Below are 24,362 nucleotides of genomic sequence, written 5' to 3' on the forward strand. Positions count from 1 at the left end.
GGGTCCTCTTGAGTACCACGCAATGCTCTCTGAGGATCACCACCGCCGAGGCGCCGTTGTCGAGCGGATCATGCTGGTTCAGAACACCATGAGCAGCTCGGTGTAGCACCTGAAGCTAATGGTGTTACACTCAAACACATGCCGACCACCCGCCCCCGGCACCATGTGACCGAAACCGACGACCTCGCGGCCGCGCTGGACGCCGAAGCTGGTCGGCGGCCGGACTTGAGCCGCTCCCAGTTGCTCGTCCAGTTGGCTTTGGAAGGCCACCAGGCTGCCGAGCACGCTCACGGCCAATGCCGCTCGCACAAACTTGCCGCCCTGCGCAAACACAGCGGGGTTCTCACCGGCGCATACGAAACCGGCCATCGTGATCGGCTGCGGGATGAGTGGCCTGAATGATCGTGCTGGACGCCGACGTGATCATTGCTCATTTCGACGCCTCGAACGTCCATCACGAACGCGCCGAGACTTTGCTGACTCGGGAGATCGGGGAAGACTTCGGTGCCAATCCGCTGACGCTGGCGGAGGTGCTCGTCGTACCCGCGCGGGACAACCGCTTGGAAACCGTGCGCACCGCGTTGCGCGAGCTGGAAGTGCAGGAGTTGCCGTTTCCCGACGACACTGCGGTCAAGCTCGCCGAACTCCGCGCTGCGACCGGGCTGAAGATGCCCGACTGTTGCGTACTCCTCACCGCCGAACACTGCGCGGCACGAGTCGCCTCGTTCGATGATCGGGTGATCCAGGCAGCCATCACGCGCAATGTGGAAGCTCTGAGCCAGTGAAGCAGAGCCGGAGGACCCCCACACCGCGAAGCACGGACTGGGGCGGCGGTACCGGACCACCTCCCCCAAGTTTCACAATGCGCGCTCAGCGGCTGCGGTAGTCGCGGACCGGCATGCGGGGTCCGAAGCGGGGGCGGGAGACTCCGGCGGCGTTCATGTAGCGCACCGCGCGGTGGCGGTGGCCTTCGTACGGGGCGAGGGCTTCGAGCATGCCGTCGTCGTCGAGTGGCGAGCCGGTGAGCGCGAGTCCCACGATCGTCGGCAGGTGGTAGTCGCCGATGCTCACCGCGTCCGGGTCGCCCCACGCGCGTTGGGCGACCTCCGCGGCCGTCCAGACGCCGATGCCCGGCACGTGTCGCAGGTGTCGGCGCCCTTCGACGCCGCCGAATCCCACCGCTTTCTCGAGGCTGCCCGCGACGGAGGCCGCGGCGAGCAGGGTCTTGCGGCGAGCCCCGTCGACGCCTGCCCGGTGCCACTCCCAGTCCCGGATCGCCCGCAGCTGGGTGGGGTCCGGGACCACGCGCAGCCCCTCCGGTGCGGGTCCGGGCGCGGCGGAGCCGAACCGTCGGCACAGCTCGCGCCAGGAGCGCCAGGCTTCGCGGCCGGTGACCTTCTGTTCGAGGATCGCGGCCACGAGCACGTCCCACACTCGCCTGGTCGCGCACAGCCGGAGCCCGGGTGCCGTCCGGACTCCCCGCGCGACCACGTCGTGCACCGCGTCGAACCCGTGAGCGTCGTCGGCGGCTCCGAGCAGGTCGGGCACCGTCTCCAGCACCAGCGAGGCCCCCGCACCCCACGCCCTCGCCCGGATACCGTCGGTGTCACTGGTGAGCCGCAGCGTCGCCGCGCCTCGGGCCGTGGTCGCGGTGCGCCAGTACTCCCCCGGCCCGTAGGCACAGGTCGGGTCGCCTTTGCCGCGTTGCAGCGGCGACAGCACCCGCGGCAGGTCGACGTCGTGCGGCGGCTGCCAGAGCCGCACCAGCCCGTCGTCGGAGTCCGTCACGTCCTCAGTTCAGCAGTCCGAGGAGAACCGGATCGCACCCGGGGCGAGTTCCGCCCCGGGCCACACCCTGGCACCGTCGAGCAACTCGCACCCCGAGCCGATCACGGCGCCGTCGCCGACCACCGTCCCGCGCAGCACCACCCCGTCACCGACGATCGCGCCCGAACCGACCACAGCGTTCTCCACGACACTGCCGGCTCCGACACGTGCACCTTCGAAGAGCACGGAGCCGTCGACGCGCGCGTCGTCGGCGACCGTGCACGCGGTTCCCACGGTGCTGCCCCCGGTCACGGTGGCCCCGTCCGCGACACGGGCACCGGGCAGCACGAGTGCCTCGCCCGGCTCCGCGGGCAGCGCTGCGGACGGCGCTTCGCCTCGGACGAGGTCCCGCGAGCCCCGCACGAACGCCTCCGGCGTCCCGAGGTCGAGCCAGTACGCGGCGTCCACGTGACCTTGAATCCGGGCACCCGAGTCGAGGAGCCCTGGAAAGGTCTCTCGCTCCACCGACACCGGCCGACCTTCGGGAATCGTGTCGATCACCTCGCGGCGGAACACGTAGCACCCGGCGTTGACCTGGTCGACCGGCGGCGTGTCGGTCTTCTCCAGGAACGCGGTGACCCGCCCGTCGGCGTCGGTCGGCACACATCCGAACCTGCTGGGATCGTCGACCTTGACCAGGTGCAACGTGACGTCGGCGTCGTGCTCGCGGTGGGTGCGCACGAGCGCGCCCAGATCCACCCCGGACAGGATGTCGCCGTTGAACACGAGCACGTCACGCTCGCGGAGCCGACCGGCCACGTTACGGATCGCACCCGCGGTGTCCAGCGGCTCGTCCTCGACGACGTACTCCAGTTCGAGGCCGAGATCGGAGCCGTCGCCGAAGTACTCGGCGAACACTTCCGCCTGGTAGGACGTGCCGAGCACCACGTGACGGATACCGACGGCTCGAAGTCGTGAGAGCAAGTGGGTGAGAAACGGCACTCCCGCGGTCGGCAGCATCGGTTTCGGGGCGGAGAGGGTCAGCGGCCGCAACCGGGTGCCCTTGCCGCCGACGAGGACCACGGCTTCCGCGTCGGCCACCTCGGCCCCGATCTCCGCCGGTCGTGGCGACATTCGCCCCTCCTTCACCTGACGAACGACCTTGGGAGGAATACTCTGGCAGGGGCAGCGCCGTCGTGGGTACCGGGGCCCGCCGCACGACTCCACCCCGACGGGCAGACTTTCGGGCCGGTGCCGACCGGCGAGGCAAGGAGAGGGCACTTGATGGATCCGCGCTCCCGGGCCGACGACCTGCTCGCTCGCGCGGGGGCGCGCGGCGCCTTCGTCGTCACGCCCCACAACATGACCTCGCCGATGGACGCCTCGCAGACGGTGCGCATTCCGCGCGCCGGTTTGCCGGGCGCCGGCCAGGACCCCGAGTCGACGATCGTGATCCCCACATCGCAGGCTCATCCCGCCGAGGGGCAGGCTCCGAGCCCGGGCGCGATGTGGCCGCAAACCGATCAGCAGGGTGGCGAAGGGCCCGCGCGCGGACACGGCTCGGTCTACGCGGCGTTGACGCCTGACGAGCAGCCGGACGAGTGGCAGTTCCCCCGGCGCTGAGCCGTCTCGGCCGCGTCAGCGGCTCTTGGCCGCGGCCCGGATCTCCAAACGGGCGCGCACGGACAGCGCGGCCCGCAGCAGCAGGCGCAGCGGAGCCCAGCGCGGCCCGCGGTACCGGTCGGAGAGGAACCGGTAGGCGCTGCGATGGTGTTCGGTGAGCATCCGCACCGAGGCCTGCTTGGCGGAGTGACCACCGATATGCATGATTTCCGCGTCCGGCACGTAGACGTTGAGCCAGCCGACACGGTCGAGCCGGTCGCCGAGGTCGACGTCCTCGAAGAACATGAAGTAGCGGGGGTCGAACCCGTCGACGGCGTCGAAGGCCTCCCGCCGCAGCAGCACGCACGAACCGGACAGCCAGCCTGCGGTACGTTCGGTGATCTCGGCCTCCGACTGCCGGTAGGCGCTCGTCCACGGGTTCGACGGCCACACCTTGCCGAACAGGGCGTGCCCGATTCCCCGACCGAGGGAGGGCTGCAGCCGGGCTGAGGGATACACGGCCCCGTCGCGCTCCCGGATGAGCGGGCCGAGCGCTCCCGCGCGGGGCCAGCGCTTCGCCGCGTCCAGCAGTGCGTCGAGACTGCCCTGGCCCCATTCGACATCCTGGTTGGCGACGACGACCCAGCCCACGGAGTCGTCGAGGGCGGCGACACCGCGGTTGGCGGCCGAGCCGTAGCCGAGGTTGTCGCCCATCGGCACGAGCTCGACGGGCTCGCGCGCGGAGAGGCGTTCGGGCTCGCCGTCGGTCGAGCCGTTGTCGGCGAGGATCACCCGGAGTGGGCGCTCCGTGGCCTTGGCGAGCGTGTCCAGGCACGGTTCGAGAACCTCGCCGGGCGAGTAGGTCACGATGACGACGGCGAGTTCGTCGCCGTAGGTGCGCGCGTCGGTCACGAATGGTCATTCTGCCGAACCCGCGCGCCCCCCGGGGCGTGGGGCCACGGTTCAGCGTGTCCGGCGGTGGACGAAGTGGGCGCGGGCGTAGACCTCACGGTGCTGAGTGGCGGACGCGGCCCAGCTGAACTCCTTCGCCCGCTGCTGGGCATCCGCGGACAGCACGGAGCGGCGGGCCGGGTCGTCGAGCAGGTCTACGAGCCCCCGGGCGATGTCGCAGGCTCCGACACCGCAGTAGGCGACCGCGTCACCGCCGACTTCGGGCAGGCTGAGCCGCCGCGTGGTCAGCACCGCCGCCCCGCACGCCATCGCCTCGAGCACCGGCAGCCCGAAGCCTTCGCCGATGCTCGGGTAGGCGACGACCTCGGCCCCACCGAGGAACGCGGCGAGCTGCGGAAACGGCAGATACCCGGCACGGATGACACGGATGCGGTGGGGCACCGACCCGAGCGCGTTCTCCACCTGCTCGTCCCAGCCCGGCTGGCCGGCGAGCACGAGCGCGGGAGCGTCGGTTCGTCCCTCGCACGCCTCGGCGAAACCGCGGATCAGGGCGGGTACGTTCTTGCGAGGTTCGAGCGCGCCGAGGAACGCCACGTACGGCCTGCCGTGCAGACCGAACCGGTCGCGCACCGCGGTGACCTCCCCGGGCGAGGGCGGATGGAACTGGTCGGGATCGACGCCGTGGTTCACGACCCGCATCGCACGAGGATCGGCACCGATCGAGCGGGTGAGTTCGTCGGCGGTGGCCCTGCTCGGCACGACACACAGGGTCGCTCGACGCACGGCGGTCCGGCTCCATGCGCGGAAGAACCTCGCCTTCACCGGAGAGTGCAGCGCGGGCTCGGTGAAGAACGTCGCGTCGTGCAGGGTCACCACGGATGCGGCGGAGTTCGCGAGCGGTGTCGTGTAGTGCGGGGAGTGCAGCACGTCGACGCCGAGGCGGCGGACGAGCCGGGGCAGCGTCGTCTGTTCCCAAGTGAGCCGCGCCGTGCGGGTGGAAACCGTTTCGGCGGCGGGGGCGATATGCGCGTGCGGGGCGAGGCGGTGGTAGAGCTCGGCGTCGCGCAACTGGCACGCGATGCTCAGCCGGGAACCGTCGGCGTCGAGGGCCGCGAGCAGCGAATCCACGTACCGGCCGACGCCACCACGGTCGGCGGGGACGGCCGTGGCGTCGACGAGAACGCGCGGCTCACCTCTCAGCGGGCGTTGTGGAACTGAGGCCGGTGGTCCGGTACCGCCGCCCCTCACTTTTCTGCGGCTGGGCACGTATGACCGTGCCCTACGGGCACCAAGGACAGTTCCCAATGCACTCTCAGCACGCGAGCAGCGTACGGGCCGACGTCCCGTGCTCGTGGCGGGTTCGTCGAATCAACGGGACGCGACTCGGAGGTGCAGTTGCCAGACGGCTCGGGCCGCTTGCTCCCACGTGTAGTGCGCGGCCTGCCTGCGACCCCGCTCGATCAGCGGTGCCGGGTCCCGCACCGCGTCCCGGAGCGCTTCGGCGAGCGCGGCCGTGTCACGCCGGGCAACGGTGATCCCGGCACCGCCGGTGACTTCGGCGAGAGCCGGAGCGTCCGAGTGCACGACCGGAACACCCGCGGCCATGGCTTCGAGGACGGGCAGTCCGAAGCCTTCGGCGAGACTCGGTGCGGCGAGCACGCTCGCCTGCCGCAGCACGGCGGCGAGGTCGGTGTCGTCGACGCGCCCCAGCACGTGAAGGCGCCGCGGGTCGAGACCGTTCTCACGGGCGACGGTGTGCAGGTCGACAGCACCCCAGCCGGGTTGCCCGGCGAGAACCACGGGAAGGTCGGGCGCGGGTGTGAGCGCCATCGCTCGGACGAGATCGTCGAAGCCTTTACGCGGTTCGATCGTGCCGACGCCCAGGACGTACCGCGCGGGGAGCCGTTCGGTCAGCGGCGACGAGGCTGCGCGGGTGAGCACGGGCGCGACGCCTTCACCGATGACCTGCACCGGGACGGTGATGTCGACGTGGGCCGCGAGCTCGTCGGCGACGGCACGCGTCGGCACCACGAGCGCAGCGGCCGAGCGGGCGGCACGGGTGACGACCTTGCGATGCCACCGGACGCCGCGCGGAGTGAGCGTCTCGGGATGTGTCCACGGCACGGCATCGTGGACGGTGACGACCGTGCGCCCGCGTGGGGGCGCGAGCGGTGTCGGCGCATGGACGGCGTCGCCACCGATCGCAGGCGGCAGACCGTGCTCCCACGCGCTGATCAACGCTCGACGCGGAAGACGCAGCACGCGCGGCGCTCCGATGCCGGGGATCTCGGCTGCTCGCGGGTTCCCGCTCGCGCTGACGACGGTCGACAGTGCCCAGCCGTCGGGAACCGTCGCGGCCATCGCGCGCAACAGCTCCCGCGCGTAGCGGCCGGTTCCCCCCGGAACCGGAGCGAGCAGCTGCTCAGCCATCGCGACGACCTGCGGCATCCGTCACCTCCCCACGCGTGAGCCTTTTTCGTTGCCAGAGCCACCAAAAAGACTCACGCCGTCTACCCAGGCTCTCACGATCGTCACCTCGGGCGTGCGTGATCCTCCGTGTTCCTCTCCGCACTCCGCACTCCGGGGCGAGCAGCTGCTCGGCCATCGTGACGACCTGCGGCACCAGTACACGCGTGAGCCTTTGTGGTTGCTATAGCCACCGAAAAGGCTAACGCCGTCTCCTGCTCCGGTGATCGGCAGTCTCGTTCCCTGCAGCACGAAAAGGTTTTGCGTGGCTTCTCCGTACGGTCGAGGCTGCCGCGATGGCTGCGCAGAATCGAACCGAGCCCGGGCGGACCACGTACGGCGAGGTCTTCGTCGAACCCGAGTTCCGGGTCATCGTGGTGGGCAAGCTGCTCATGCTGCTGGCCGAGACGCTGCGGACCCTCGCACTGTCCGTGCTGGTGTACAAGGCGACCAACTCGGCCTTGCTGAGCGCAGTTACTTTCGGAGCCGGTTTCATCCCGCAAGCGATCGGTGGCAGCACGCTGACCGCGCTGGCCGATCGGCTACGGCCACGCCGGCTGCTCGTGACCTACGAGCTGCTGCAAACCGCCGTCACCGGGCTCCTGGCTGCGGCGGTGCTTCCCGTATGGACGGTACTGGTGCTGGTGGCCATGGCCGGGACCTTCGCCCCACTCCGGTCGGCCTCGACCGAGGCTCTCCTACCGGAGATCCTCGCCGGAGACCGCTACGTGCTCGGGCGCTCGATCGTTCAGACGATCTCCTCGACCATGCAGATCGCAGGTTATGCGGTAGGCGGACTGTTGTTGGCCGTTCTGTCCCCGCAGGCCGCCTTGTCACTCGCCGCAGGCAGTTATCTGCTCGCCGCAGCGATCTGGCGGCTAGGTCTGCGGAACCGCGCCGTCCGCACGCCCGATCTCACGCTGCGGGCGACGGCCATCGAGACGTGGCGCACCAATGTCTACCTACTGCGCAGCAACCGAGACATGCGCGGCCTACTGCTGGCGTTGTGGCTGCCGATCGCGGTCATGGCCGGAGCCGAGTCCACACTTGTCGCCTACGCAGCACGCGCCGGGCTTCCCGAAGGCAGCGCCGGCTATCTCCTCGCGGCGTTGCCGGTGGGCATGGTGCTCGGAGACGTGGTGGTGGCCCGGATGTTGCGTCCTGTCACGCGCGCACGTCTGGCTCTTCCCCTCGCCCTGCTCGCTGGCGTACCACTGCTTGCCTTCGCCACACATCCCGGACTGGCCGCCGGGATGGCGCTGCTCATCTTCGAAGGAGCCTGTGTCGCCTACTCGCTGCCGCTACAGGCGGCCTTCGCGGAACTCGTTCCCGCACACCTGCGCGGGCGAGGCTTCGGCCTGTTCAGCAGCGGACTCATGACGGCCCAGGGGCTCGGCACCGTAGCCGTCGGTGTCCTCGCCTCGGCCATCGGGCCGGCATCAGCCATCGCGGTAGCGGGCGGCCTGACAGCAACGACAGTCATCGTGCTTCGACGATCGTTCACCGCCGCCTCCCATGCGTGAGCCTTTTTGGTTGCTATGACCACCAAAAAGGCTCACGCTGCCCGGTAGCCAGGGAACGTGACCGTTGCTCGGGGGTGCGTGCTCAGCGCGGGTGGCGAGCCGGGTCTGCTGGTCGCTTCGTCGTCGCCTTGAGGTGCGACCAGATCCGGTGGCCGGCGACCAGGCAGAGGGCGCCGCCCAGGCCGATCGGCGCGTACAAGAGATAGCCCCATGCCGAACTCGGCAGGAAGTCCGCCCGATACACCTCGTAGTCCGGAGCGTTGCCGCGGCCCCGGAAGCTCTCGCGCTCCACCACCTCGACAGGGCGGCCGAGATCCGCGTCGGTCAGTTGGGACCGGAGGAACTCGCGGGACTCGACCGTGCCGTCCGCCCAGGTGACCTCCGCCTCGCAGGTCGACCACATGCCGAAACCGCGGGCGTGGAACGGACCGCCGAACTCGCAGTTCTCGGCTACGGCCACTCCCCGGTCGACCACCCGCTCGCCGTAGACGCTGATGCCGTGAAACCCGACCGCCCAGACCGTGCACAGGATGATGCCGACCCCGACCGGCAGCATCAACACCCACCGGACGATCGAGCCACCATGTGTTTGCCGCACCACTATCTCCTGTCGTCACGTGACGTTCTCGCGCTCGCGCCCACCGGTGCGAGTGGTAGTCCTGTTTCCGAAACGACGTCGCACTGCGGGACACACCCGTGCATCGCCATGATCCTCGTGACCACCGATCCAGCACTGGACCACGGCTGGCGCGCTCACTGCTCTCCGGTCGTCTGCGCATAAGGTTTGTCGTCGATCTGCGCTCCGGAGACCGTGGCGTTCCTGGCGAGCTGCTGTCCGGCGGTCAAACTGGACGCGGGAACGTTCTGGGCCGCCTTCTGGAGCGGTTCCAACGTGTCCTTCACCTTGTCCAGCATCGGCTTGACGCGCTTGACGATGTCCGCCAAGCGCTTGATCGACGTGACGATCCGCTCCAACCAGTCGGCCACCCGGCTCGACCACTTGGCCACGATCCGGATCGCGTCGGCAACGAGCACCGGAGTCGCCATTCCCAGCGTGAGACCGGCTGCGATCGCCGACCGCGCGAGCCACTGCACCAGGTCCGACATGGCCTCGGCGATCAGGTCACGAACCGTCGTGCGCACGGCGGCGACCGCGGCAGCCGCACCGGCGACAGCTGCCCCGACCGCCGTCGCGGTTCCGGACGCGCCTTTGATCATCATCGCCTCACCGGCGCCGACGATCTTGTAAGCGTCGATCGCCGGTCCGTGCCAGGCAGCCGTGTCCGACGCGACCGCCTGTTCCATGTCCGCGGCGGCGTCGCCGAGAGCTTGCGAGACGTTCGCCCACGTCTCCGCGTTGGCGTTGACGGCGTCCGGATTTCCCGCGAGGGAGTCCAGCATCTCCGGCAGGGGGTCCACATGCTCCATCGCCCACGCGAACGCGGAACTGAGCAGTGTTCCGAACGGGTCGGCGACCACGCTGAGGGCATCGAGCCCGGTGGCGGCAGCGTTGATTCCGGCTTCACACCAGTCGCCGCTCTCGACAGCTCGCAGCGTGTCCGTGCCGAAGTCGATCACCGCAATGCCGTCTTCCGGCATCACACTCGGCTGGACGTCGGCTACCAATGGGTTGCTCATGTCAGTGGTTCCCCAGTTCCCTCTCGATGGCCGCGAACGTCTCGCCGAGAATCTTCTCGAGCTCGTCGTATCCGTCGGCCATGTCGGTGATGCCCTGCGCGGTCGCCGAGACCGCCGTGTTCGCGGCGACGATCGCGGCTTGGCCCGCTGATTCGACGGTGCCGATCAGCGGTACCAGGATCGGGCTGCACAGAATTCCGTACGCCTCTCCGTCCATCGACGCCTGAGCTGCGGCGTCGGCGGCCGTGTTGATCCGGTCGGCGACGCCGTCGAGCCTGCCCGCGTGCGAGCGCATCTCATCGGTGTGCACTCCGATTCCGTCCGGCATCAGAAGCCCCTCCTGCGGTCCATCCAACTGCCGTCTTCGTCGTCCTCGTCGTCGGCGGGCGCCGGATGACAGGTCGGCGCCGTGTCGTTCTCCGCCTCCGGGAAACGCTCCCGGAAGCCGGTCACGACTGCCTCCAAGGTGTCCGAGTCGTCGCCAGTGACCGGCTGCATGACGTCCCGCATCCGCTCGGCGAGCTTCGACTGTGCTTGCCGCAGCGTGTCGAGCACCTCGCCTGAGATCTCGGCCGGGCGCTTGCGCAGTACCGCGTCGGCGAGGTCGAGCCCGACCAGGTTCCCGGTGTGGTCGACGGTGACCGTCACCACACCGTCCCTGCTGGTCTGCGAGACCTGAACCGCCTTGGCGGCGTCCTGGAGCTGCTGCGCCTGCTGCATCTTCTGGTCGATCTGCTGCCGCCAACCGGCGAGCATGGCGTCCGGATCGGTCGTCACCGGTACCCCTTTCGCTGAGTGTGATCATTCGGACGCATCACTCACCCGAACGGTTCCCATCGCGGGACACCGCCGCACGTCCGAATTCACCCGTCGCCGACATCTCGCCGGGGCCGATGGTGCAGGCTTGGGGCGTGCCTGAGATGTCCGACCGCAGCGCGAGTGGCGCCCACCTGCCCGTCGTGTCGGTGATCGTGGTGAATTACCGCGGCGCCGACGACACGCTCACCTGTCTGCGTGCGCTGCGCGACGAGCTGGACTACCCGGCCGACAAACTCGACGTCGTCTGCGTCGACAACGGCTCCGGCGACGGCAGCGCCGAGCGGCTTCGTGCCGTCGACGGAGTGCGGCTCGTCGAGTCCGAGACGAACCTCGGCTTCGCGGGCGGGTGCAATCTCGCCGCACAGCACGCGGAAGGCGCGGTGCTGGCGTTCCTCAACAACGATGCGCGACCGGCACGTGACTGGGTGCGCACGGCCGTCGCCGTGCTGCGCGCGGAACCGACCGTCGGTGCCGTCGCGAGCAAGGTCCTCGATTGGGAAGGCAGGCACGTCGACTTCGTCGACAGCGGCCTCACCTGGTTCGGCATGGGCTACAAGCGGCACGCAGGCGACGTCGACGACGGTTCCCACGACTCCGCCCGTGACGTGCTCTTCGGCACCGGTTCGGCCTTGTTCGTGCGCGCCGAGTTGTTCACCGCGCTCGGCGGTTTCGACGACCGGTTCTTCATGTTCTACGAGGACGTGGACCTGGGGTGGCGACTCAACCTGCGCGGATGGCGCGTGCGCTACGAGCCGCGTTCGGTCGCCTACCACCGCCATCACGCCTCGATGGCGACCGTGTCCTCGGCCCGCGAGTACTACCTGCTGGAACGCAACGCCCTCGCAGCGCTGTACAAGAACGTCTCCGAGGAAACGCTGGCGACAGCACTTCCCGCCGCGCTCGCGCTGGCGGTGCGCCGCTCCACGGCACGCGGTGAGATCGACCCGACCCAACTCGACATCACGCGCCGACCCGAGAATCCCGCCGACGACGAGGCCGGGGTGAGCGTGTCGCGCGAGGCGCTGGCCGGGGTGCTGGCCATCGACCAGTTCGTCGAGTTGTTGCCGTCCCTGCGGGAATCGCGCGCCATCGAACAACAAGCCCGGGTGCGCACGGACACCGACCTGGTGCCGTTGATGCGCAAAGCGATGGAGCCCGCCTACCCGCTGCCGCGTTACCTCGCCGCACACGAGGCCCTCGTGGACGTCTTCGATCTCGACGCGGTGTTCGGACGCTCGCGCAAGATCGCGGTCGTCACCGGTGATCCGATCTCCGAACGCATGGCCGGGCCCGCGATCCGCTCCTGGCACATGGCCGACGTGCTCGCCGCCGAACACGACGTGCGCCTGGTCAGCGTCAACCGCGAAGGTTCCGGCACGGCCCCGGAATCGGCGTTCCCGGTGTTCACAGTGACACCGAAACAGCTGCAGAAGCAGGTGGAGTGGGCCGACGTCGTCGTGCTGCAGGGCCACATCCTCGAGATGACGCCCCAGCTCAAACGCCTCGACTCCACCAAGATCGTGGTCTGCGACGTCTACGACCCGATGCATCTGGAACTGCTGGAGCAGGGCCGCGACACCGACGACGAGCGCCGGGTCCGGGATCTCGCGGGCGTGACCGGGGTGTTGAATTCGCAGCTGGAGCGCGGTGATTTCGTCCTGTGCGCCTCCGAGCGGCAGCGGCACTTCTGGCTCGGTCACCTCGCGTCGCTCGGGCGCCTGACGCCGACCGTCTACGACAACGACCCGACGACTCGGTCACTGCTGTCGGTGGTGCCGTTCGGGCTGTCCTCGGTGCCACCGCGCCGCACCGGGCCGGCCCTGCGCGGCCATCAGCCGGGAATCGGCGCCGACGACAAGATCGTCATTTGGGCGGGCGGCGTCTACAACTGGTTCGACCCGTTGACCCTGCTGCACGCCGTGCACCGCCTCGCCGACCGGCGCAGCGACCTGCGGTTGTTCTTCCTCGGCATGAAACATCCCAACCCGGGGGTTCCCGAGATGGGGATCGCAGACCGGACCCGGCAGTTGTCCGCGCGGCTGGGGTTGACCGACAAGCACGTGTTCTTCAACGAGTGCTGGGTTCCCTACGGTGAGCGCCAGAACTACCTGCTCGACGCCGACTGCGGGGTGACGACACACTTCGAGCACGTGGAGACGACGTTCGCGTTCCGCACCCGTGTCCTGGACTATCTGTGGGCGGGGCTTCCGGTGGTGACGACGGACGGAGACTCGTTCGCGGATCTGGTGCGCGGCGAAGGGCTCGGCGTCGTGGTTCCGGCGGACGACCCGGACGCACTGGCGAACGCGCTCGACAACGTGCTCTACGACGACGAGTTCGCCGCCGCGTGCCGGGACCGCATCACCGACGTGCGGGAGTCGTTCACGTGGGAGTCGGTGCTGGAGCCGCTGACGCGGTTCTGCCGCGACCCGCGTCCGGCACCGGACCGGCTGCCGAACTCGGCGCCGCTGGTGAAGACACCTCCTTGGCACAGCGGCGAAATGCTGCGACACGACATGGACCTGGTTCGTCGGTACCTGACGGCGGGCGGGCCGACCGAGGTCGCACGCCGGGCGACCGGGAGAGTCCGGCGCATCGCGAGCGAGAAGCTGCGCGGTGGCAGGCGGAGGTGAGCCGCGGGTCCTGCTCGACGGGACACCGCTCGTCGGGGCAAGGACGGGAGTGGGGCGCTACACCGCATGCCTGATTGACGAACTGACGTCCACCGTGGACGTGTCGCTGATCGGCCTGACCCTCCGGGGTTGGCGGGAGCTGCGGAGGAAACGGCCCGAAACGGCGACGGTGACCGGGATTCCCCTGGTGGCCTCCGCCCTGCACTCCGCTTGGGCACGCGTCGAGTTCCCGCCGATCGAACTGTTGGCTCGTGGCCAGGACCTGGTACACGGTACGAACTTCGTGCTGCCGCCGTCGTGTCGCGGTCGCGGCGTGGTCACCGTGCACGACCTCGACTTTCTGAACCACGCGGAACAGCTGCCGCGACGGGGCCGCGAGTTTCCGACTCTGGTGCGCCGGTCCGTCCGGCGAGCAGCGGCCGTGTGCACGCCGACCCGCGCTGTGGCCGAGTCGGTGATCGAACGGTTCGACGTTCCCGAGCAGACCGTGCACGTCACTCCACTCGGGGTCGACAGGGCGTGGTTCGCCGCGTCGCCACCGGATTCCACGCTGCGGGAGCGATACCGGCTACCGTCGGAGTACCTGGTGTTCGTCGGTGGGGACGTGCCCCGCAAGGGACTGTCCACGGTGTACTCCGCGCTGGATCGTGAGCTGCCGCCACTGGTTCACGTCGGCCCAGCAACGACCTCGGCTCCCACGAACGTGGTGCGTACCGGCCACGTGCCGGACGAAGTGCTGCGCCGGATCGTTCGAGGCGCGAGCGCACTCGTCCTCCCTTCCCGCGACGAGGGTTTCGGGCTTACCGCGCTGGAGGCGCTGGCGTGCGGGATTCCCCTGGTGTGCTCGGACATTCCGGCGCTTCGGGAGGTCACCGACGGACAGGCCGTCATGGTCCCGTACGGCGACGCCGACGCACTACGCACCGGACTCCGGCTCGCTCTCACCACACCGCCGACCACGAGGTCGCAGCGACGCGCACACGCTGCGACCTACACCTGGCGCGCCTGCGCCGAAAGCACCCTCACCGCCTACCATCACGCGCTCGCCTGATCGCGTCCGAGAACACCGGACGGGTCACGCGGGGGCGTCACTGTGGACGAAGGCCTCCGGATTGTCAGCGAGAGCGGTGGTGAGCGACTCGCGCCACGCGGGCAGTGGCGACAGACCCGCTTCACGCCACGCCGTTCCCGACAGGACCGAGTACGCGGGACGAGGCGCCGGAAGGGGGAACTCGGCGGTCGTGCACGGACGCACCCGCTCCGGATCGTGCTCCAACTCCTCGAACACCGCGCGTGCGAATTCGAACCAGCTCGTCTGACCGGAGTTCGTGCAGTGCAGCACCCGTCGCTGCGGCCCGCGCCGTTCGCTGACCCGCCCGGCGAGCTCCAGGAGTCCACGCGCCAGATCCGCCGCCCACGTCGGCGATCCGACCTGATCGTCGACGACGGACACCGTTTCCCGCTCGACGGCCAGTCGCGCCATCGTCTTGACGAAATTGCTGCCCGTCGCCCCGTACACCCAGGACGTGCGGACGACCCACGCGTGAGCGCCCGCGTCGAGCACGGCTCGTTCCCCGTCGAGTTTCGTCCTTCCGTACACGGTCTTCGGTCCCGTCTCGGCGTCCGGTTCGTACGGCTCGGTTCCGTCGCCGCCGAAGACGTAGTCGGTCGAGACGTGCAGCAGCGGCAGCCGGCGAGCCGCACACTCCTTCGCGAGCGTGCCGGGACCTGTCGCGTTGACCGCCGCCGCGCGAGCCGGGTCGTCCTCGGCCGCGTCGACCGCGGTGAACGCGGCCGCGTTGATCACCACCGGGCGCAGGTCGGTGTCCCGCGCGGTCTCCGCGAAGGACTCGACCGCGTCGACGACCGCCTCCGGGTCGGAGATGTCCAGTTCACCCGATCCCGGTGCGTGCACCAGGCTGTGGCGGGCCCCGGCGAGCAGGCGACGCAGCTCCGAACCGAGTTGTCCGCGCCCGCCCGGCACGAGCACCGCCAGCCGGGTCATCGACGACCCCCGGTGGCCTTCTTCAACGGCTCCCACCAGTCGCGGTTCTCGCGGTACCAGCGCACCACGTCCGCGAGCCCCTCGGCGAAACCGACCTGCGGCTCGTAACCCAGCTCCGTGCGGATCTTCGTCCAGTCGACCGAGTACCGCCGGTCGTGGCCCTTGCGGTCCTCGACCGGCCGGATCCAGGACTCCCCGAGCCCCATCTCGGCCAGCAGCCGTTCGGTGAATTCCCTGTTGGTCAGCTCGATGCCACCGCCGATGTTGTAGACCTCACCCGCGCGGCCGGACTCGGCCACCAGCTGGACACCGCGGCAGTGGTCGTCAACGTGCAGCCAGTCCCGCACGTGGAGCCCGTCCCCGTAGAGCGGGACGGGCTCGCCGTCGAGCAGGTTCGTGACGAACAACGGCAGCACCTTCTCCGGGAACTGGTACGGGCCGTAGTTGTTCGAGCACCGCGTCACGCACACCGGCAACCCGTGCGTGCGGTAGTAGGCGCGGGCGAGCAGGTCCGACCCCGCCTTCGCCGCGGAGTACGGCGAGTTCGGCTCCAGCGCGTGCTCCTCCGGCCACGAACCGTCCTCGATCGAGCCGTAGACCTCGTCGGTCGAGACGTGCACGAGCTTGTCGACGCCGTGGTCCAGCGCGGCCTGCAGCAGCGTGTCGGTGCCGACGACGTTCGTGACCACGAAGTCCGACGCGCCGACGATCGAGCGGTCCACGTGCGTCTCGGCGGCGAAATGCACGATGACGTCGGTCGCGGACACCAGGTCGCGCACCAGAGCGGCGTCGCACACGTCGCCACGAACGAACCGGAACCGGGGGTGATCGGCGACCGGCGCGAGGTTCTGCTCGTTGCCCGCGTACGTGAGTTTGTCGAGGACCGTGACCGTCGCGTCGGCGAACGCCGGGTAGGCGCCGGTGAGGACCTGCCGCACGTAGTGGGAGCCGATGAAACCCGCTCCGCCGGTGACCAGAACTCGCATCGCACCTTCCTGAGTGGAACCGCCCGCGGGTCGACCGCGTGCACCGCCGGAGCACCGCCGGGACGTGATCGGTACCGTCACGTCCGGAGCCGACCATCTCAGGGTGATCGGTTCCGGGCGGGAGGACGGGTGTCAGTCTGTCACGTGCGCACGGCACGAATGTGAGGTCCCGAGCAACCGAGGGCCGCTGCCGCGCGTCACTCGAGTGAGTGATATCACCGAGTGCGACCGTCCGGGTCCCGCGCCGACGACGCCGCGGATAACCTTCCCCGACGGAAGGTGGATCATGCTCGCCGGATTCCGGCGAGTGGTGCAGTCAGTCCGAGAGAGGATTCGGCGTGGACGACCGGCCGCGCAGGCCCGGCACCCCGCAGGGGCGACCGGGCACCCCGCAGGGACGCCCCACCCGCGGCGTTCCACCACGCCCCGACGCCCAGCGTCGCCGGCCGCCGCAGGCCGACAGGCCCGCTCGCCACCCGGCTCCGGCACCGGCACCGCCGCCACCTTCCGACACGTGGGCGCCGCGGCGCCGGAACCGCCGCACCCCGATCGGACGGGTCGTCATCGCACTGCTGTCGGTGATGATCTTCGCAACCACCGGTTACGCGTGGGGCACCCTTCACGGCTTGAACGCCGGCCTGAGCACCAACGACGTCATCGGCAGCGGGCTCAACCAGTCGGACGGCGCCACCGACATCCTGCTCGTCGGCAACGACAGCCGCACCGACGCCCAGGGCAACCCGCTGCCGGAAGAGATCCTCAAGCAGCTGCGCACCACCGACGACGAGGGCGGCGACCTCACCGACACGATGATCCTCATGCGGATCCCGAACGGCGGCGGCCGGGCCAGCGCCGTCTCGTTCCCCCGCGACACGCTCGTCGAACTCGGCCAGGGCTTCGGCGAACAGAAGCTGAACTCGGCGATGGGGCGGGCAAAGCAGGCAGCGCGGACGAAACTGGAATCCGAGGGCGTCACCGACGAAAAGGAACTCGAGAAGAAGAGCACCGCCCAGGGACAGAAGTTCCTGGTGCAAACCATCGAGAAGCTCTCGGGTGTGGGCATCGACCACTACGCCGAGATCAACCTGCTCGGCTTCTACGAGATGACCAAGGCCGTCGGCGGCGTCGAGGTGTGCCTGAAGGAACCCGTGGACGACAGCGACTACTCCGGCGCCGTCTTCGACGCGGGCCCGCAGAAGGTGCAGGGTGCCGACGCGCTCGCGTTCGTGCGGCAACGCCACGGCCTGCCTCGTGGGGACCTCGACCGTGTCGTCCGCCAGCAGGTGTTCATGTCCGGCCTCGCCCGCCAGATGCTCTCCAGCGGAACCCTGGCGAATCCCTCGCGGCTCAGCGACCTCGTCACCTCGCTGCAGAAGTCGATCGTGCTCGACGACAATTGGGACGTGATGAAGTTCGCGCAGCAGATGCAGGGCATCGCCGCGGGCAACATCGAGTTCCACACCATTCCGGTCGAGCTCGACGGGTCGTCGGGCTCCGAGGATGTGACCGCGGACAAGCAGAAGGTGCAGACGTTCGTCGACGACCTGCTGCTGCCGCCGAAGGAGCGGGCCGCCAAGCAGCAGCAGAACGAGGCGAAGGAAGCGCAACGGGCCGAGACGACGGTCAACGTCTACAACGCTTCCGGTGTCAGCGGCCTCGCGGGCGAGGTCCGCAGCAAGCTCGGCGACCAGGGGTACCAGGAGGGTGACAGCGGCAACGCCGAGTCCATGTCGAAGTCGGTCGTGCAGCACGCTCCCGGCGAGGCCGAGGTCGCGCAGCAGATCGCCGACAGCCTCGGTGGCATCTCCGTGGAGGAGAGCTCGGAGCTGACCAGCGGGAGCGCCGCGATCTACCTCGGCGACGACTACAAGGGCCCGGGCGCGCAGAACTTCGCGGGCAGCGGCCCGATGCAGCTCGACGGTGCGCGCCAGGCCAAGCCGCAACCCGCGCAGGAGCCGTCCAGCGGAACCGAGGAGCAAACGATCACCGCCGACGGCGTGCCGTGCGTCTTCTGAGGCGCGAGGGCGTGAGTCTTTCTGGTGGCTCTGGCAACCAAAAAGGCTCACGCATGCTTGTCCTCGGCCGCACCGCCGTCGCCGTGGCCTCGCTGCTCGCGTTGGCGGGTACCGCCGCGGGGTGGACGATGCTGGACCGTTTCCAGGACTCGGTGACCAGCTCCGAGGTGTTGCGGGAGATCCCGGACGCGCCGTCGGCCGACGACGCGGCGACCGACATTCTGCTCGTCGGCAACGACAGTCGCACCGACGCGCAGGGCAACCCGCTGCCGCTGTCGGTACTCAAGGAACTGCGCACCGAGAGCACCAACGGTCTCAACACGGACACGTTGATCCTCGTACGAGTCCCGCACAACGGTTCCGCTCCGACTGCGGTGTCCGTCCCCCGCGACACGTTGGTGCAGGTCCCGGACTCGCGACCGGAGAAGGCCAACGCCGTGTACGGCCTCGCGAAGCGAACCGCGGCGGACGGGCTCCGTGCGGACGGAATAACCGATTCGTCCCGAGTGGAGCGCGAGTCGGCACTCGCCGGGCAGCGCACCCTGGTCCGCAGCGTCCAACAACTCACCGGGGTGCGGATCGACCACTACGCCGAGGTGAACCTGCTCGGGTTCTACGAGGTCACCGAGGCCATCGGCGGCGTGGACGTGTGTCTGAACCAGGCCACCAGCGACAAGGACTCCGGGGCCGACTTCGCCGCGGGCGAGCAGACCATCGCCGGTGGCGACGCGCTCTCGTTCGTGCGGCAGCGCCACGGCCTGCCTAGAGGCGACCTCGACCGGATCGTGCGCCAGCAGGTGTTCATGGCGGCTCTGGCGAACAAGGTCCTCTCCACCGGCACCTTGACCGACCCGGCGAAACTCGAGGGGTTGATGGCGGCCGCCCGGAAGTCGGTGGTTCTCGACCAGGAGTGGGACATCGTCGGGTTCGCCCAGCAGATGCAGGGGCTCGCTTCCGGCGGAGTCCACTTCGTCACGTTGCCGGTCGCCGACGTCGGCGCCAGAGACGACCGAGGGCAGAGCATCGTGACCGTGGATCCGAACGAGGCACGCCGGTTCGTAGACGGCCTTGCCTCCGGCCCGCCCGGCCAGCGCCCGGCGGGCATCGCTCCGGCCGGTGCGATGCGACTCGACGGCACCGCACACCGCCAGACCCCGACAGAGGACTCCCCGACCCCGCCCGAGCCGGGTACCGCTGCCACGGACACCCCGGTTGTTCCCGACCCACCGCCGCGCATCAGCTCCACCGGCATCCCCTGCGTCAACTGACGGGACCGTGGTGCCCGGCGAGCGCGGCGGCGGAGTGGATAGGGTCGGAGTATGAGTGTCACGCAGGCCGTGCTGGCGCCGTTGCTGGCGGAAGGCTCACCGAAGCCGCTGATCACGCACTACGACGACGCGACCGGTGCCCGCATCGAACTCTCCCGCGCGACCACGGCGAACTGGGCCGCGAAGACCGCGAACTGGCTCGTCGACGAGATCGACCTCGAACCGGGCGCCCCGGTGGCGGTTCTGCTGCCCGCACACTGGCAGACGGCGGGCGTTCTGCTCGGCGCATGGTGGTGCGGTGCCCATGTGGTCGCCGAGCCGGAAGGAGCCGAGGTCGCGTTCGTTCCCGCAACCGACCTGTCCTCGGCCGACGGTGCGCACGCGGCGGCGGCCGTCGGTCTCGACGCGATGGGCGCTCCGGTACACGGGTTGCCCTCCGGGATCGCGGATTACGTCTCCGACATCCGGATCCACGGGGACGAGTTCGCCCCGACGACGCCGATTCCGGGCTCCACGAAGGCCCTGCTGGGATCCGATGTGGACGAACTGCTCGGCCTGGCCAGGACCCGCGCGACGGAGCTCGGTTTCGACGGCTCGACGCGCGTTCTGTCCACCCTGGACTGGACACTGGAGTCCGGTGTGCTCGACGGCTTCCTCGCCGTGCTGCTCGCCCAGGGGTCGTTGGTGCAGTGCTCGAACGCCGACGCGGCCAAGCTCCCCGGCAGGCGGGAAACGGAGCGCACCACCACCGATCTCGGCGACCACGAGCGGTGACACACGCCCTACGACTCCCGGTTACCGGCGAGTAGTATCTGGGCCGTGTCCGAGCATCAGAGCCTGTTCCGCCCCGAGGGTGAGCGTTTCGTGTCCACCAGGGCCGCCGGGAGCCCGTGGGGCGAGCTGACCGGCGGCGGCCCCGTGGCGGGCCTGCTCAGCCGCGCCGTGGAGCAGCACCTCGGCGGCGCCGACTCACCCTTCCACGTCGCCCGCTTGACCTTCGACCTGATGCGCCCGGTGCCGCATGTTCCGTTGGAAGTCTCCAGCCGCACGATCCGCGACGGCAAACGTCTCCAGGTGATCGAGACCGCGCTGTTCTCCGAGGGCGTCGAAATGGCTCGGGTGACCGCACAAGCGTTGCGCCGCACCGATCTCGGCGAGCCCGTTCGCCGTACCCGGCCGGACTACCCGCTACCGGCGACGCTGGAGCCGGGACAGCTGCTGCCCGCGGCGGCGGGCTCGCTGCGGTGGGGCGTGCAGGACGTGACCGAGGTGCGCTGGGTCTCCGACCAGTTCGGCGGCAGCCCGAGCCGGGTGTGGTTGCGGATGCCCCTGCCGCTCGTGCCGGGCGAGCGGATGTCCCCGCTGGTCCACACCGCCGTGCTGGCCGACTGCGTCAACGGTGCCGCACCGTTGCGCAAACCGTACGGGCCGTTCATCAACAGCGACATCACACTGTCCCTGCACCGGGAACTCACCGGCGACTGGCTCGGCATGGAGGTTCAGCGCGACGTGCAGGCGACCGGGGTCGGTGTCGTCCACGCGGTGCTCTCCGACGTTCAGGGCGCGATCGGGCACGTCACCGAATCGGTGCTGGCCAACCAGCTCGGCTGATCAGAGGGCACTGTGGAACTCGGGGAGTGGTCCGGTACCGCCGCGCCCCGGCGGGTCAGTGAGAGAAGGCGTTTTGGAACTTGGGTGGGTGGTCCCGTACCGCCGCCCCAGTTCGCGCCTCGCGGCGTTGGAGTCCTCTTGATTACCACGCCGTACGCGGCGAGAACGCCTGCCTTGCGAGACACGAACTCCGAACGCCGGAGCTCCTCACCCTGTCGAGGCTGAGCACGTATGAGGCGTGCCCTACGGGCACAAAAGCGAGTTCCCAAATGCGCTTTGCGGCGTGCTCTACGGGCACAAACGCCAGTTCCCCGAATGCACCTCAGTCCTGAGCCCGCTCCTGCAGCGCGGCGTGCTTGTCCAGCACCAGGTTCTCGAGCTCGTCCTGGAACCGGGCCATCCGCTCGCGCAGCCGTGCGCCCCGCTCGCCGGAGTCCGTCGCGAGTGTGCGGACCGCCAGCAGGCCCGCGTTGCGCGCGCCCCCGACCGACACGGTCGAGACGGGAACGCCGCCCGGCATCTGGACGATGGACAACAACGAGTCCAGACCGTCGAAGTACTTCAACGGCACCGGAACGCCGATCACCGGCAGCACCGTGGCCGAGGCGACCATGCCCGGCAGGTGCGCGGCACCGCCCGCGCCCGCGACGAGCACGCGGAGCCCGCGGTCGGCGGCTTCACGGGCGTAGTCGAGCATCCGCTGCGGTGTGCGGTGCGCGGAGTACACCCCGACCTCGTACGGCACTTCGAACTCGTCGAGCGCCGTCGCGGCATCCTGCATCACCGGCCAGTCGGAGTCGCTGCCCATGATCAGGCCGACCAACGGCTGTTCCTGTGCCACCTCGTGCACCTCTCTCCTCAGTGCCTGTCTTCGCCCTTGTCCTGATGCCCGTCACGGCATGGTTTCGCGCGCTCAGCCCAAGCACGGCGATGAACTCCGGTGTTCCAGGTTGTCACTCGCAAAGCCTGGGTCGCCGCTGCGTACGTGCGGGGCTTCTCAGTGGACCGGGTGGCCGTCGGACCACACGCCGTGCGACAGGAAGTGCCCGGCCAGCGCTGCTTCCCGGCGCACCGAGGTCATCTGCTCGCCGAGCACCGTCACGTGGCCGACCTTGCGTCCGGGCCGCTCCGCCTTGCCGTACAGGTGAATCTTGGCGTGGGGGAACCGGGCGAACAAGTGGTGGACCCGCTCGTCGAGCTTCATCGCGGGACGCTGCTCGGCGCCGAGCACGTTGGCCATCGCGACGGCGGGCGCGGCGAGATCCGTGGTGCCGAGCGGGTAGTCGAGAACCGCTCGCAGGTGCTGCTCGAATTGGGAGGTTCGTGCACCCTCGATGGTCCAGTGGCCCGAGTTGTGCGGCCGCATCGCGAGTTCGTTGACGACGAGCCCGGCCTCTGTCTCGAACAACTCCACCGCGAGGACGCCGACGACACCCAGCTGGTCCGCAACGGACAGTGCGATGTCCTGGGCCTGCTGCCGGAGTTCGTCGGAGGCCTCCGGTGCGGGGGCGAGGACCTCGACGCAGATTCCGTCCCGTTGCACGGTTTCCACCAGCGGCCACACGGCTCCCTGCCCGAACGGCGAGCGCGCGACGAGGACGGCGAGTTCCCGCTTCAGCGCGACGCGTTGTTCGGCGAGCAGGGCGGCGCCGGAGTCGAGGAGCTCGGTGACCTGCGCCCGCGCCTCCGACTCGGTCGCCAGCGTCCACACGCCACGGCCGTCGTAGCCGCCGCGCGCGGTCTTGAGCACGAACGGCCACCCGTGCCGGCTACCGAACTCGATCGCGTCGTCGGCGGTGGTGACCTCGGTGAACGGCGGCACCGGCAGACCGAGCTCGGCGAGCCGCCGGCGCATGACGAGCTTGTCCTGCGCGTGCAGCAGCGCGTCCGGTCCCGGGTGCACCGCGACCCCGGACGCGACGAGCTCGCGGAGATGCTCACCGGGGACGTGCTCGTGGTCGAACGTCACCGCGTCGCAGCCTACGGCGAACGACTTCAGCGCGTCGACGTCGGTGTGGTGACCGATCTCGATCCGGGGCGAGACGAGGGCGGCAGGGTCGGTCTCCGAGGTCGCCAGCACCTTGAGCGTCTGCCCGAGCGGGATCGCCGCCTGGTGCGTCATGCGCGCCAGCTGGCCTCCGCCGATCATGCCGACCACAGGCGTTGCAGTGTTGCTGTCCACGAACACGAGAGCCTAGCCGCCCACCCCGCATTCCTGCTGAGGTGGTGTCCCCGAGGTCACAAGCAGTCGAGTAGCTGCCACGCGCGCTGGTGGGTGGCGGGGAGCGCGACGTCGCTGACCCGGACGCACGCGGTTCTCAGCGACGGATCGTTCGCGAGCCTAGTGGGCACGTCCGTCTCGAATCGGGCGCGGCGAGCGTGCAGCCGGTCGCCCCTGGCTGCCAAGACGGTGGCCGTCGAGGGGCGCAGCAGCGACAGGGTCTGGCCGGAGTCGAACACACGCTGCAGTGCGGCGGCGGTGAGGATCATCGCCTGCGCCCTGTTCCATCCGGAACCGTCCTCCGGGACCTCGATCGTCACCGTGAGCAGCGCGTAGCCCGCGCGGGGCTCGCGTCGAGCCGACGCCGCCTCCCGGTACACCTCGTGCAGCCGGGTCCGGAGATAGTTGACCGTGGTGAGTCCGGTGAGCGCGTCCGTCGATTCGCGGGCGATCGCCTTCCCCGCGGACCCGTCCGCCCACCCGCTGGCCGTGACACGGATCATCCACGCCGGTACGGCATCGGGGTCGGCCACGACGAGCCCGGTGTCCTCGGCGTCCGCGCACGCGGCGTGCATCGCGGCCAGGTCCTGCAGCGTGCCGTCGAGACCCACCCCGGCACCGGCCCGCTCACCACCGAGTTCGCCGAGGCGCTGGCGTAGATCCCCGGCACCGACGGCGGCCTCGCAGACGCGGTCGACCGCCGGAGAAGCCCAGTCACCGGGGAACGGCCACCCGGCGGCGAAACTGGTGGTCCGCCACCGCGCCCGCAGCGTGTGCACACCCGCATAGGTGAACCGCGCTTCACATCCGCTCGGCTGCTCCCGCATACTCATCACCCCTCTCGTCTGCACTGGGGGGACGTACGACTTCGCGAGCAGTGACGGTGTGCCCCGGCC

At 69.6% G+C, this 24,362-nt stretch carries 24 protein-coding genes; 10 read left to right on the forward strand and 14 right to left on the reverse strand.

Annotated elements, in window-relative coordinates:
• Positions 1 to 138 precede the first annotated feature (138 nt).
• Together GIY23_RS18820 and GIY23_RS18825 are read left to right on the forward strand one after the other, a co-directional pair.
• Positions 139 to 402 (forward strand): hypothetical protein, encoded by a 264-nt coding sequence (locus GIY23_RS18820; RefSeq protein WP_154077877.1) that lies wholly within the window; start codon positions 139 to 141, stop codon positions 400 to 402.
• Positions 399 to 785: a type II toxin-antitoxin system VapC family toxin gene (locus GIY23_RS18825; RefSeq protein ID WP_154077878.1), complete on the forward strand. Its 387-nt coding sequence runs from the start codon at positions 399 to 401 to the stop codon at positions 783 to 785. Before GIY23_RS18820 ends, GIY23_RS18825 begins: the two co-directional genes overlap by 4 nt.
• Before the next feature lie 85 nt (positions 786 to 870).
• Here the strand turns inward: GIY23_RS18825 and GIY23_RS18830 are convergent, their stop codons facing one another.
• Both GIY23_RS18830 and manB read right to left on the reverse strand, forming a co-directional pair.
• A complete protein-coding gene (locus GIY23_RS18830; RefSeq protein WP_187351937.1) occupies positions 871 to 1,788 on the reverse strand; it encodes a DNA-3-methyladenine glycosylase family protein in 918 nt (305 codons plus the stop codon).
• A gap of 9 nt (positions 1,789 to 1,797) precedes the next feature.
• A complete protein-coding gene (gene manB, locus GIY23_RS18835) occupies positions 1,798 to 2,901 on the reverse strand; it encodes a mannose-1-phosphate guanylyltransferase (RefSeq protein ID WP_154077879.1) in 1,104 nt (367 codons plus the stop codon).
• Positions 2,902 to 3,051: 150 nt separating this feature from the next.
• On the opposite strand from manB, the gene GIY23_RS23325 reads away from it, so the two are divergent.
• Positions 3,052 to 3,390, forward strand: coding sequence for a hypothetical protein (locus GIY23_RS23325; RefSeq protein ID WP_154077880.1), 339 nt, complete (start codon positions 3,052 to 3,054; stop codon positions 3,388 to 3,390).
• Positions 3,391 to 3,405: 15 nt separating this feature from the next.
• On the opposite strand, the gene GIY23_RS18845 is transcribed toward GIY23_RS23325, so the two are convergent.
• The 3 genes from GIY23_RS18845 to GIY23_RS18855 all read right to left on the reverse strand — a co-directional run bounded on the left by GIY23_RS18845 (position 3,406) and on the right by GIY23_RS18855 (position 6,729).
• Positions 3,406 to 4,281: a glycosyltransferase family 2 protein gene (locus tag GIY23_RS18845; protein ID WP_154077881.1), complete on the reverse strand. Its 876-nt coding sequence runs from the start codon at positions 4,279 to 4,281 to the stop codon at positions 3,406 to 3,408.
• 51 nt (positions 4,282 to 4,332) lie between these two features.
• Entirely contained in the window at positions 4,333 to 5,481 is a 1,149-nt protein-coding gene (locus tag GIY23_RS18850; RefSeq protein ID WP_154078968.1) for a glycosyltransferase family 4 protein, read from the reverse strand.
• 168 nt (positions 5,482 to 5,649) lie between these two features.
• Positions 5,650 to 6,729 (reverse strand): glycosyltransferase family 4 protein, encoded by a 1,080-nt coding sequence (locus tag GIY23_RS18855; RefSeq protein WP_154077882.1) that lies wholly within the window; start codon positions 6,727 to 6,729, stop codon positions 5,650 to 5,652.
• Between the two features lie 314 nt (positions 6,730 to 7,043).
• Here GIY23_RS18855 and GIY23_RS18860 point away from each other — a divergent pair, with 314 nt between their 5' ends.
• A complete protein-coding gene (locus GIY23_RS18860; protein ID WP_154077883.1) occupies positions 7,044 to 8,270 on the forward strand; it encodes an MFS transporter in 1,227 nt (408 codons plus the stop codon).
• 82 nt (positions 8,271 to 8,352) lie between these two features.
• Here GIY23_RS18860 and GIY23_RS18865 read toward each other — a convergent pair whose 3' ends face one another.
• From GIY23_RS18865 to GIY23_RS18880, 4 genes are all read right to left on the reverse strand, one after another.
• On the reverse strand, positions 8,353 to 8,868 hold the full coding sequence (locus GIY23_RS18865) for a DUF6346 domain-containing protein (RefSeq protein WP_154077884.1): 516 nt from the start codon (positions 8,866 to 8,868) through the stop codon (positions 8,353 to 8,355).
• Between the two features lie 155 nt (positions 8,869 to 9,023).
• Positions 9,024 to 9,908 (reverse strand): hypothetical protein, encoded by an 885-nt coding sequence (locus tag GIY23_RS18870; protein ID WP_154077885.1) that lies wholly within the window; start codon positions 9,906 to 9,908, stop codon positions 9,024 to 9,026.
• A gap of 1 nt (position 9,909) precedes the next feature.
• Positions 9,910 to 10,236 carry a type VII secretion target gene (locus GIY23_RS18875; RefSeq protein ID WP_154077886.1) on the reverse strand — a complete coding sequence of 109 codons (327 nt, stop codon included), beginning with the start codon at positions 10,234 to 10,236 and terminating at the stop codon, positions 9,910 to 9,912.
• Positions 10,236 to 10,685 (reverse strand): YbaB/EbfC family nucleoid-associated protein, encoded by a 450-nt coding sequence (locus GIY23_RS18880; protein ID WP_154077887.1) that lies wholly within the window; start codon positions 10,683 to 10,685, stop codon positions 10,236 to 10,238. Before GIY23_RS18880 ends, GIY23_RS18875 begins: the two co-directional genes overlap by 1 nt.
• Before the next feature lie 143 nt (positions 10,686 to 10,828).
• On the opposite strand from GIY23_RS18880, the gene GIY23_RS18885 reads away from it, so the two are divergent.
• A complete protein-coding gene (locus tag GIY23_RS18885) occupies positions 10,829 to 13,360 on the forward strand; it encodes a glycosyltransferase (RefSeq protein WP_154078969.1) in 2,532 nt (843 codons plus the stop codon).
• Positions 13,344 to 14,411 carry a glycosyltransferase family 4 protein gene (locus GIY23_RS18890; protein ID WP_154077888.1) on the forward strand — a complete coding sequence of 356 codons (1,068 nt, stop codon included), beginning with the start codon at positions 13,344 to 13,346 and terminating at the stop codon, positions 14,409 to 14,411. Before GIY23_RS18885 ends, GIY23_RS18890 begins: the two co-directional genes overlap by 17 nt.
• 24 nt (positions 14,412 to 14,435) lie before the next feature.
• Here GIY23_RS18890 and rfbD read toward each other — a convergent pair whose 3' ends face one another.
• A complete protein-coding gene (gene rfbD, locus GIY23_RS18895) occupies positions 14,436 to 15,365 on the reverse strand; it encodes a dTDP-4-dehydrorhamnose reductase (protein WP_154077889.1) in 930 nt (309 codons plus the stop codon).
• The gene (gene rfbB, locus GIY23_RS18900; RefSeq protein WP_154077890.1) at positions 15,362 to 16,351 is read right to left on the reverse strand and encodes a dTDP-glucose 4,6-dehydratase; all 990 of its coding nucleotides are present in this window, start codon (positions 16,349 to 16,351) and stop codon (positions 15,362 to 15,364) included. The genes rfbD and rfbB overlap by 4 nt, the downstream gene beginning before the upstream one ends.
• Positions 16,352 to 16,689: 338 nt before the next feature.
• Between rfbB and GIY23_RS18905 the strand changes: the two genes are divergently transcribed.
• The 4 genes from GIY23_RS18905 to GIY23_RS18920 are packed head-to-tail and all read left to right on the forward strand — an operon-like array spanning position 16,690 to position 21,245.
• Positions 16,690 to 18,366, forward strand: coding sequence for an LCP family protein (locus GIY23_RS18905; RefSeq protein WP_228717384.1), 1,677 nt, complete (start codon positions 16,690 to 16,692; stop codon positions 18,364 to 18,366).
• A 53-nt stretch (positions 18,367 to 18,419) separates the two neighbouring features.
• The gene (locus tag GIY23_RS18910) at positions 18,420 to 19,634 is read left to right on the forward strand and encodes an LCP family protein (RefSeq protein WP_154077891.1); all 1,215 of its coding nucleotides are present in this window, start codon (positions 18,420 to 18,422) and stop codon (positions 19,632 to 19,634) included.
• Positions 19,635 to 19,685: 51 nt separating this feature from the next.
• Positions 19,686 to 20,408: a TIGR03089 family protein gene (locus tag GIY23_RS18915; RefSeq protein ID WP_154077892.1), complete on the forward strand. Its 723-nt coding sequence runs from the start codon at positions 19,686 to 19,688 to the stop codon at positions 20,406 to 20,408.
• A 45-nt stretch (positions 20,409 to 20,453) separates the two neighbouring features.
• A complete protein-coding gene (locus GIY23_RS18920) occupies positions 20,454 to 21,245 on the forward strand; it encodes a thioesterase family protein (protein WP_154077893.1) in 792 nt (263 codons plus the stop codon).
• Positions 21,246 to 21,567: 322 nt separating this feature from the next.
• Here the strand turns inward: GIY23_RS18920 and purE are convergent, their stop codons facing one another.
• The 3 genes from purE to GIY23_RS18935 all read right to left on the reverse strand — a co-directional run bounded on the left by purE (position 21,568) and on the right by GIY23_RS18935 (position 24,299).
• Positions 21,568 to 22,053, reverse strand: a complete 486-nt coding sequence (gene purE / locus GIY23_RS18925; RefSeq protein WP_154078971.1) for a 5-(carboxyamino)imidazole ribonucleotide mutase — start codon at positions 22,051 to 22,053, stop codon at positions 21,568 to 21,570.
• A gap of 189 nt (positions 22,054 to 22,242) precedes the next feature.
• Positions 22,243 to 23,427 carry a 5-(carboxyamino)imidazole ribonucleotide synthase gene (locus GIY23_RS18930; protein ID WP_154077894.1) on the reverse strand — a complete coding sequence of 395 codons (1,185 nt, stop codon included), beginning with the start codon at positions 23,425 to 23,427 and terminating at the stop codon, positions 22,243 to 22,245.
• 56 nt (positions 23,428 to 23,483) lie between these two features.
• Positions 23,484 to 24,299, reverse strand: a complete 816-nt coding sequence (locus tag GIY23_RS18935) for a hypothetical protein (RefSeq protein WP_228717385.1) — start codon at positions 24,297 to 24,299, stop codon at positions 23,484 to 23,486.
• Positions 24,300 to 24,362: the final 63 nt, after the last annotated feature.

Origin of the sequence: Allosaccharopolyspora coralli, assembly GCF_009664835.1 — a bacterium.
GTDB classification, from domain to species: domain Bacteria; phylum Actinomycetota; class Actinomycetes; order Mycobacteriales; family Pseudonocardiaceae; genus Allosaccharopolyspora; species Allosaccharopolyspora coralli.

What these genes read in the sequence shown, in the direction of transcription:
- GIY23_RS18910 (WP_154077891.1), top strand. Translation starts at nt 18,420, where the DNA reads ATGCTTGTCCTCGGCCGCACCGCCGTCGCCGTGGCCTCGCTGCTCGCG.
- GIY23_RS18935 (WP_228717385.1), bottom strand. Translation starts at nt 24,299, where the DNA reads ATGAGTATGCGGGAGCAGCCGAGCGGATGTGAAGCGCGGTTCACCTAT.
- GIY23_RS18915 (WP_154077892.1), top strand. Translation starts at nt 19,686, where the DNA reads ATGAGTGTCACGCAGGCCGTGCTGGCGCCGTTGCTGGCGGAAGGCTCA.
- GIY23_RS18875 (WP_154077886.1), bottom strand. Translation starts at nt 10,236, where the DNA reads ATGCCGGACGGAATCGGAGTGCACACCGATGAGATGCGCTCGCACGCG.
- GIY23_RS18870 (WP_154077885.1), bottom strand. Translation starts at nt 9,908, where the DNA reads ATGAGCAACCCATTGGTAGCCGACGTCCAGCCGAGTGTGATGCCGGAA.
- rfbB (WP_154077890.1), bottom strand. Translation starts at nt 16,351, where the DNA reads ATGCGAGTTCTGGTCACCGGCGGAGCGGGTTTCATCGGCTCCCACTAC.
- GIY23_RS18855 (WP_154077882.1), bottom strand. Translation starts at nt 6,729, where the DNA reads ATGCCGCAGGTCGTCGCGATGGCTGAGCAGCTGCTCGCTCCGGTTCCG.
- GIY23_RS18820 (WP_154077877.1), top strand. Translation starts at nt 139, where the DNA reads ATGCCGACCACCCGCCCCCGGCACCATGTGACCGAAACCGACGACCTC.
- GIY23_RS23325 (WP_154077880.1), top strand. Translation starts at nt 3,052, where the DNA reads ATGGATCCGCGCTCCCGGGCCGACGACCTGCTCGCTCGCGCGGGGGCG.
- purE (WP_154078971.1), bottom strand. Translation starts at nt 22,053, where the DNA reads ATGGGCAGCGACTCCGACTGGCCGGTGATGCAGGATGCCGCGACGGCG.
- GIY23_RS18885 (WP_154078969.1), top strand. Translation starts at nt 10,829, where the DNA reads ATGTCCGACCGCAGCGCGAGTGGCGCCCACCTGCCCGTCGTGTCGGTG.
- rfbD (WP_154077889.1), bottom strand. Translation starts at nt 15,365, where the DNA reads ATGACCCGGCTGGCGGTGCTCGTGCCGGGCGGGCGCGGACAACTCGGT.
- manB (WP_154077879.1), bottom strand. Translation starts at nt 2,901, where the DNA reads ATGTCGCCACGACCGGCGGAGATCGGGGCCGAGGTGGCCGACGCGGAA.
- GIY23_RS18825 (WP_154077878.1), top strand. Translation starts at nt 399, where the DNA reads ATGATCGTGCTGGACGCCGACGTGATCATTGCTCATTTCGACGCCTCG.
- GIY23_RS18860 (WP_154077883.1), top strand. Translation starts at nt 7,044, where the DNA reads ATGGCTGCGCAGAATCGAACCGAGCCCGGGCGGACCACGTACGGCGAG.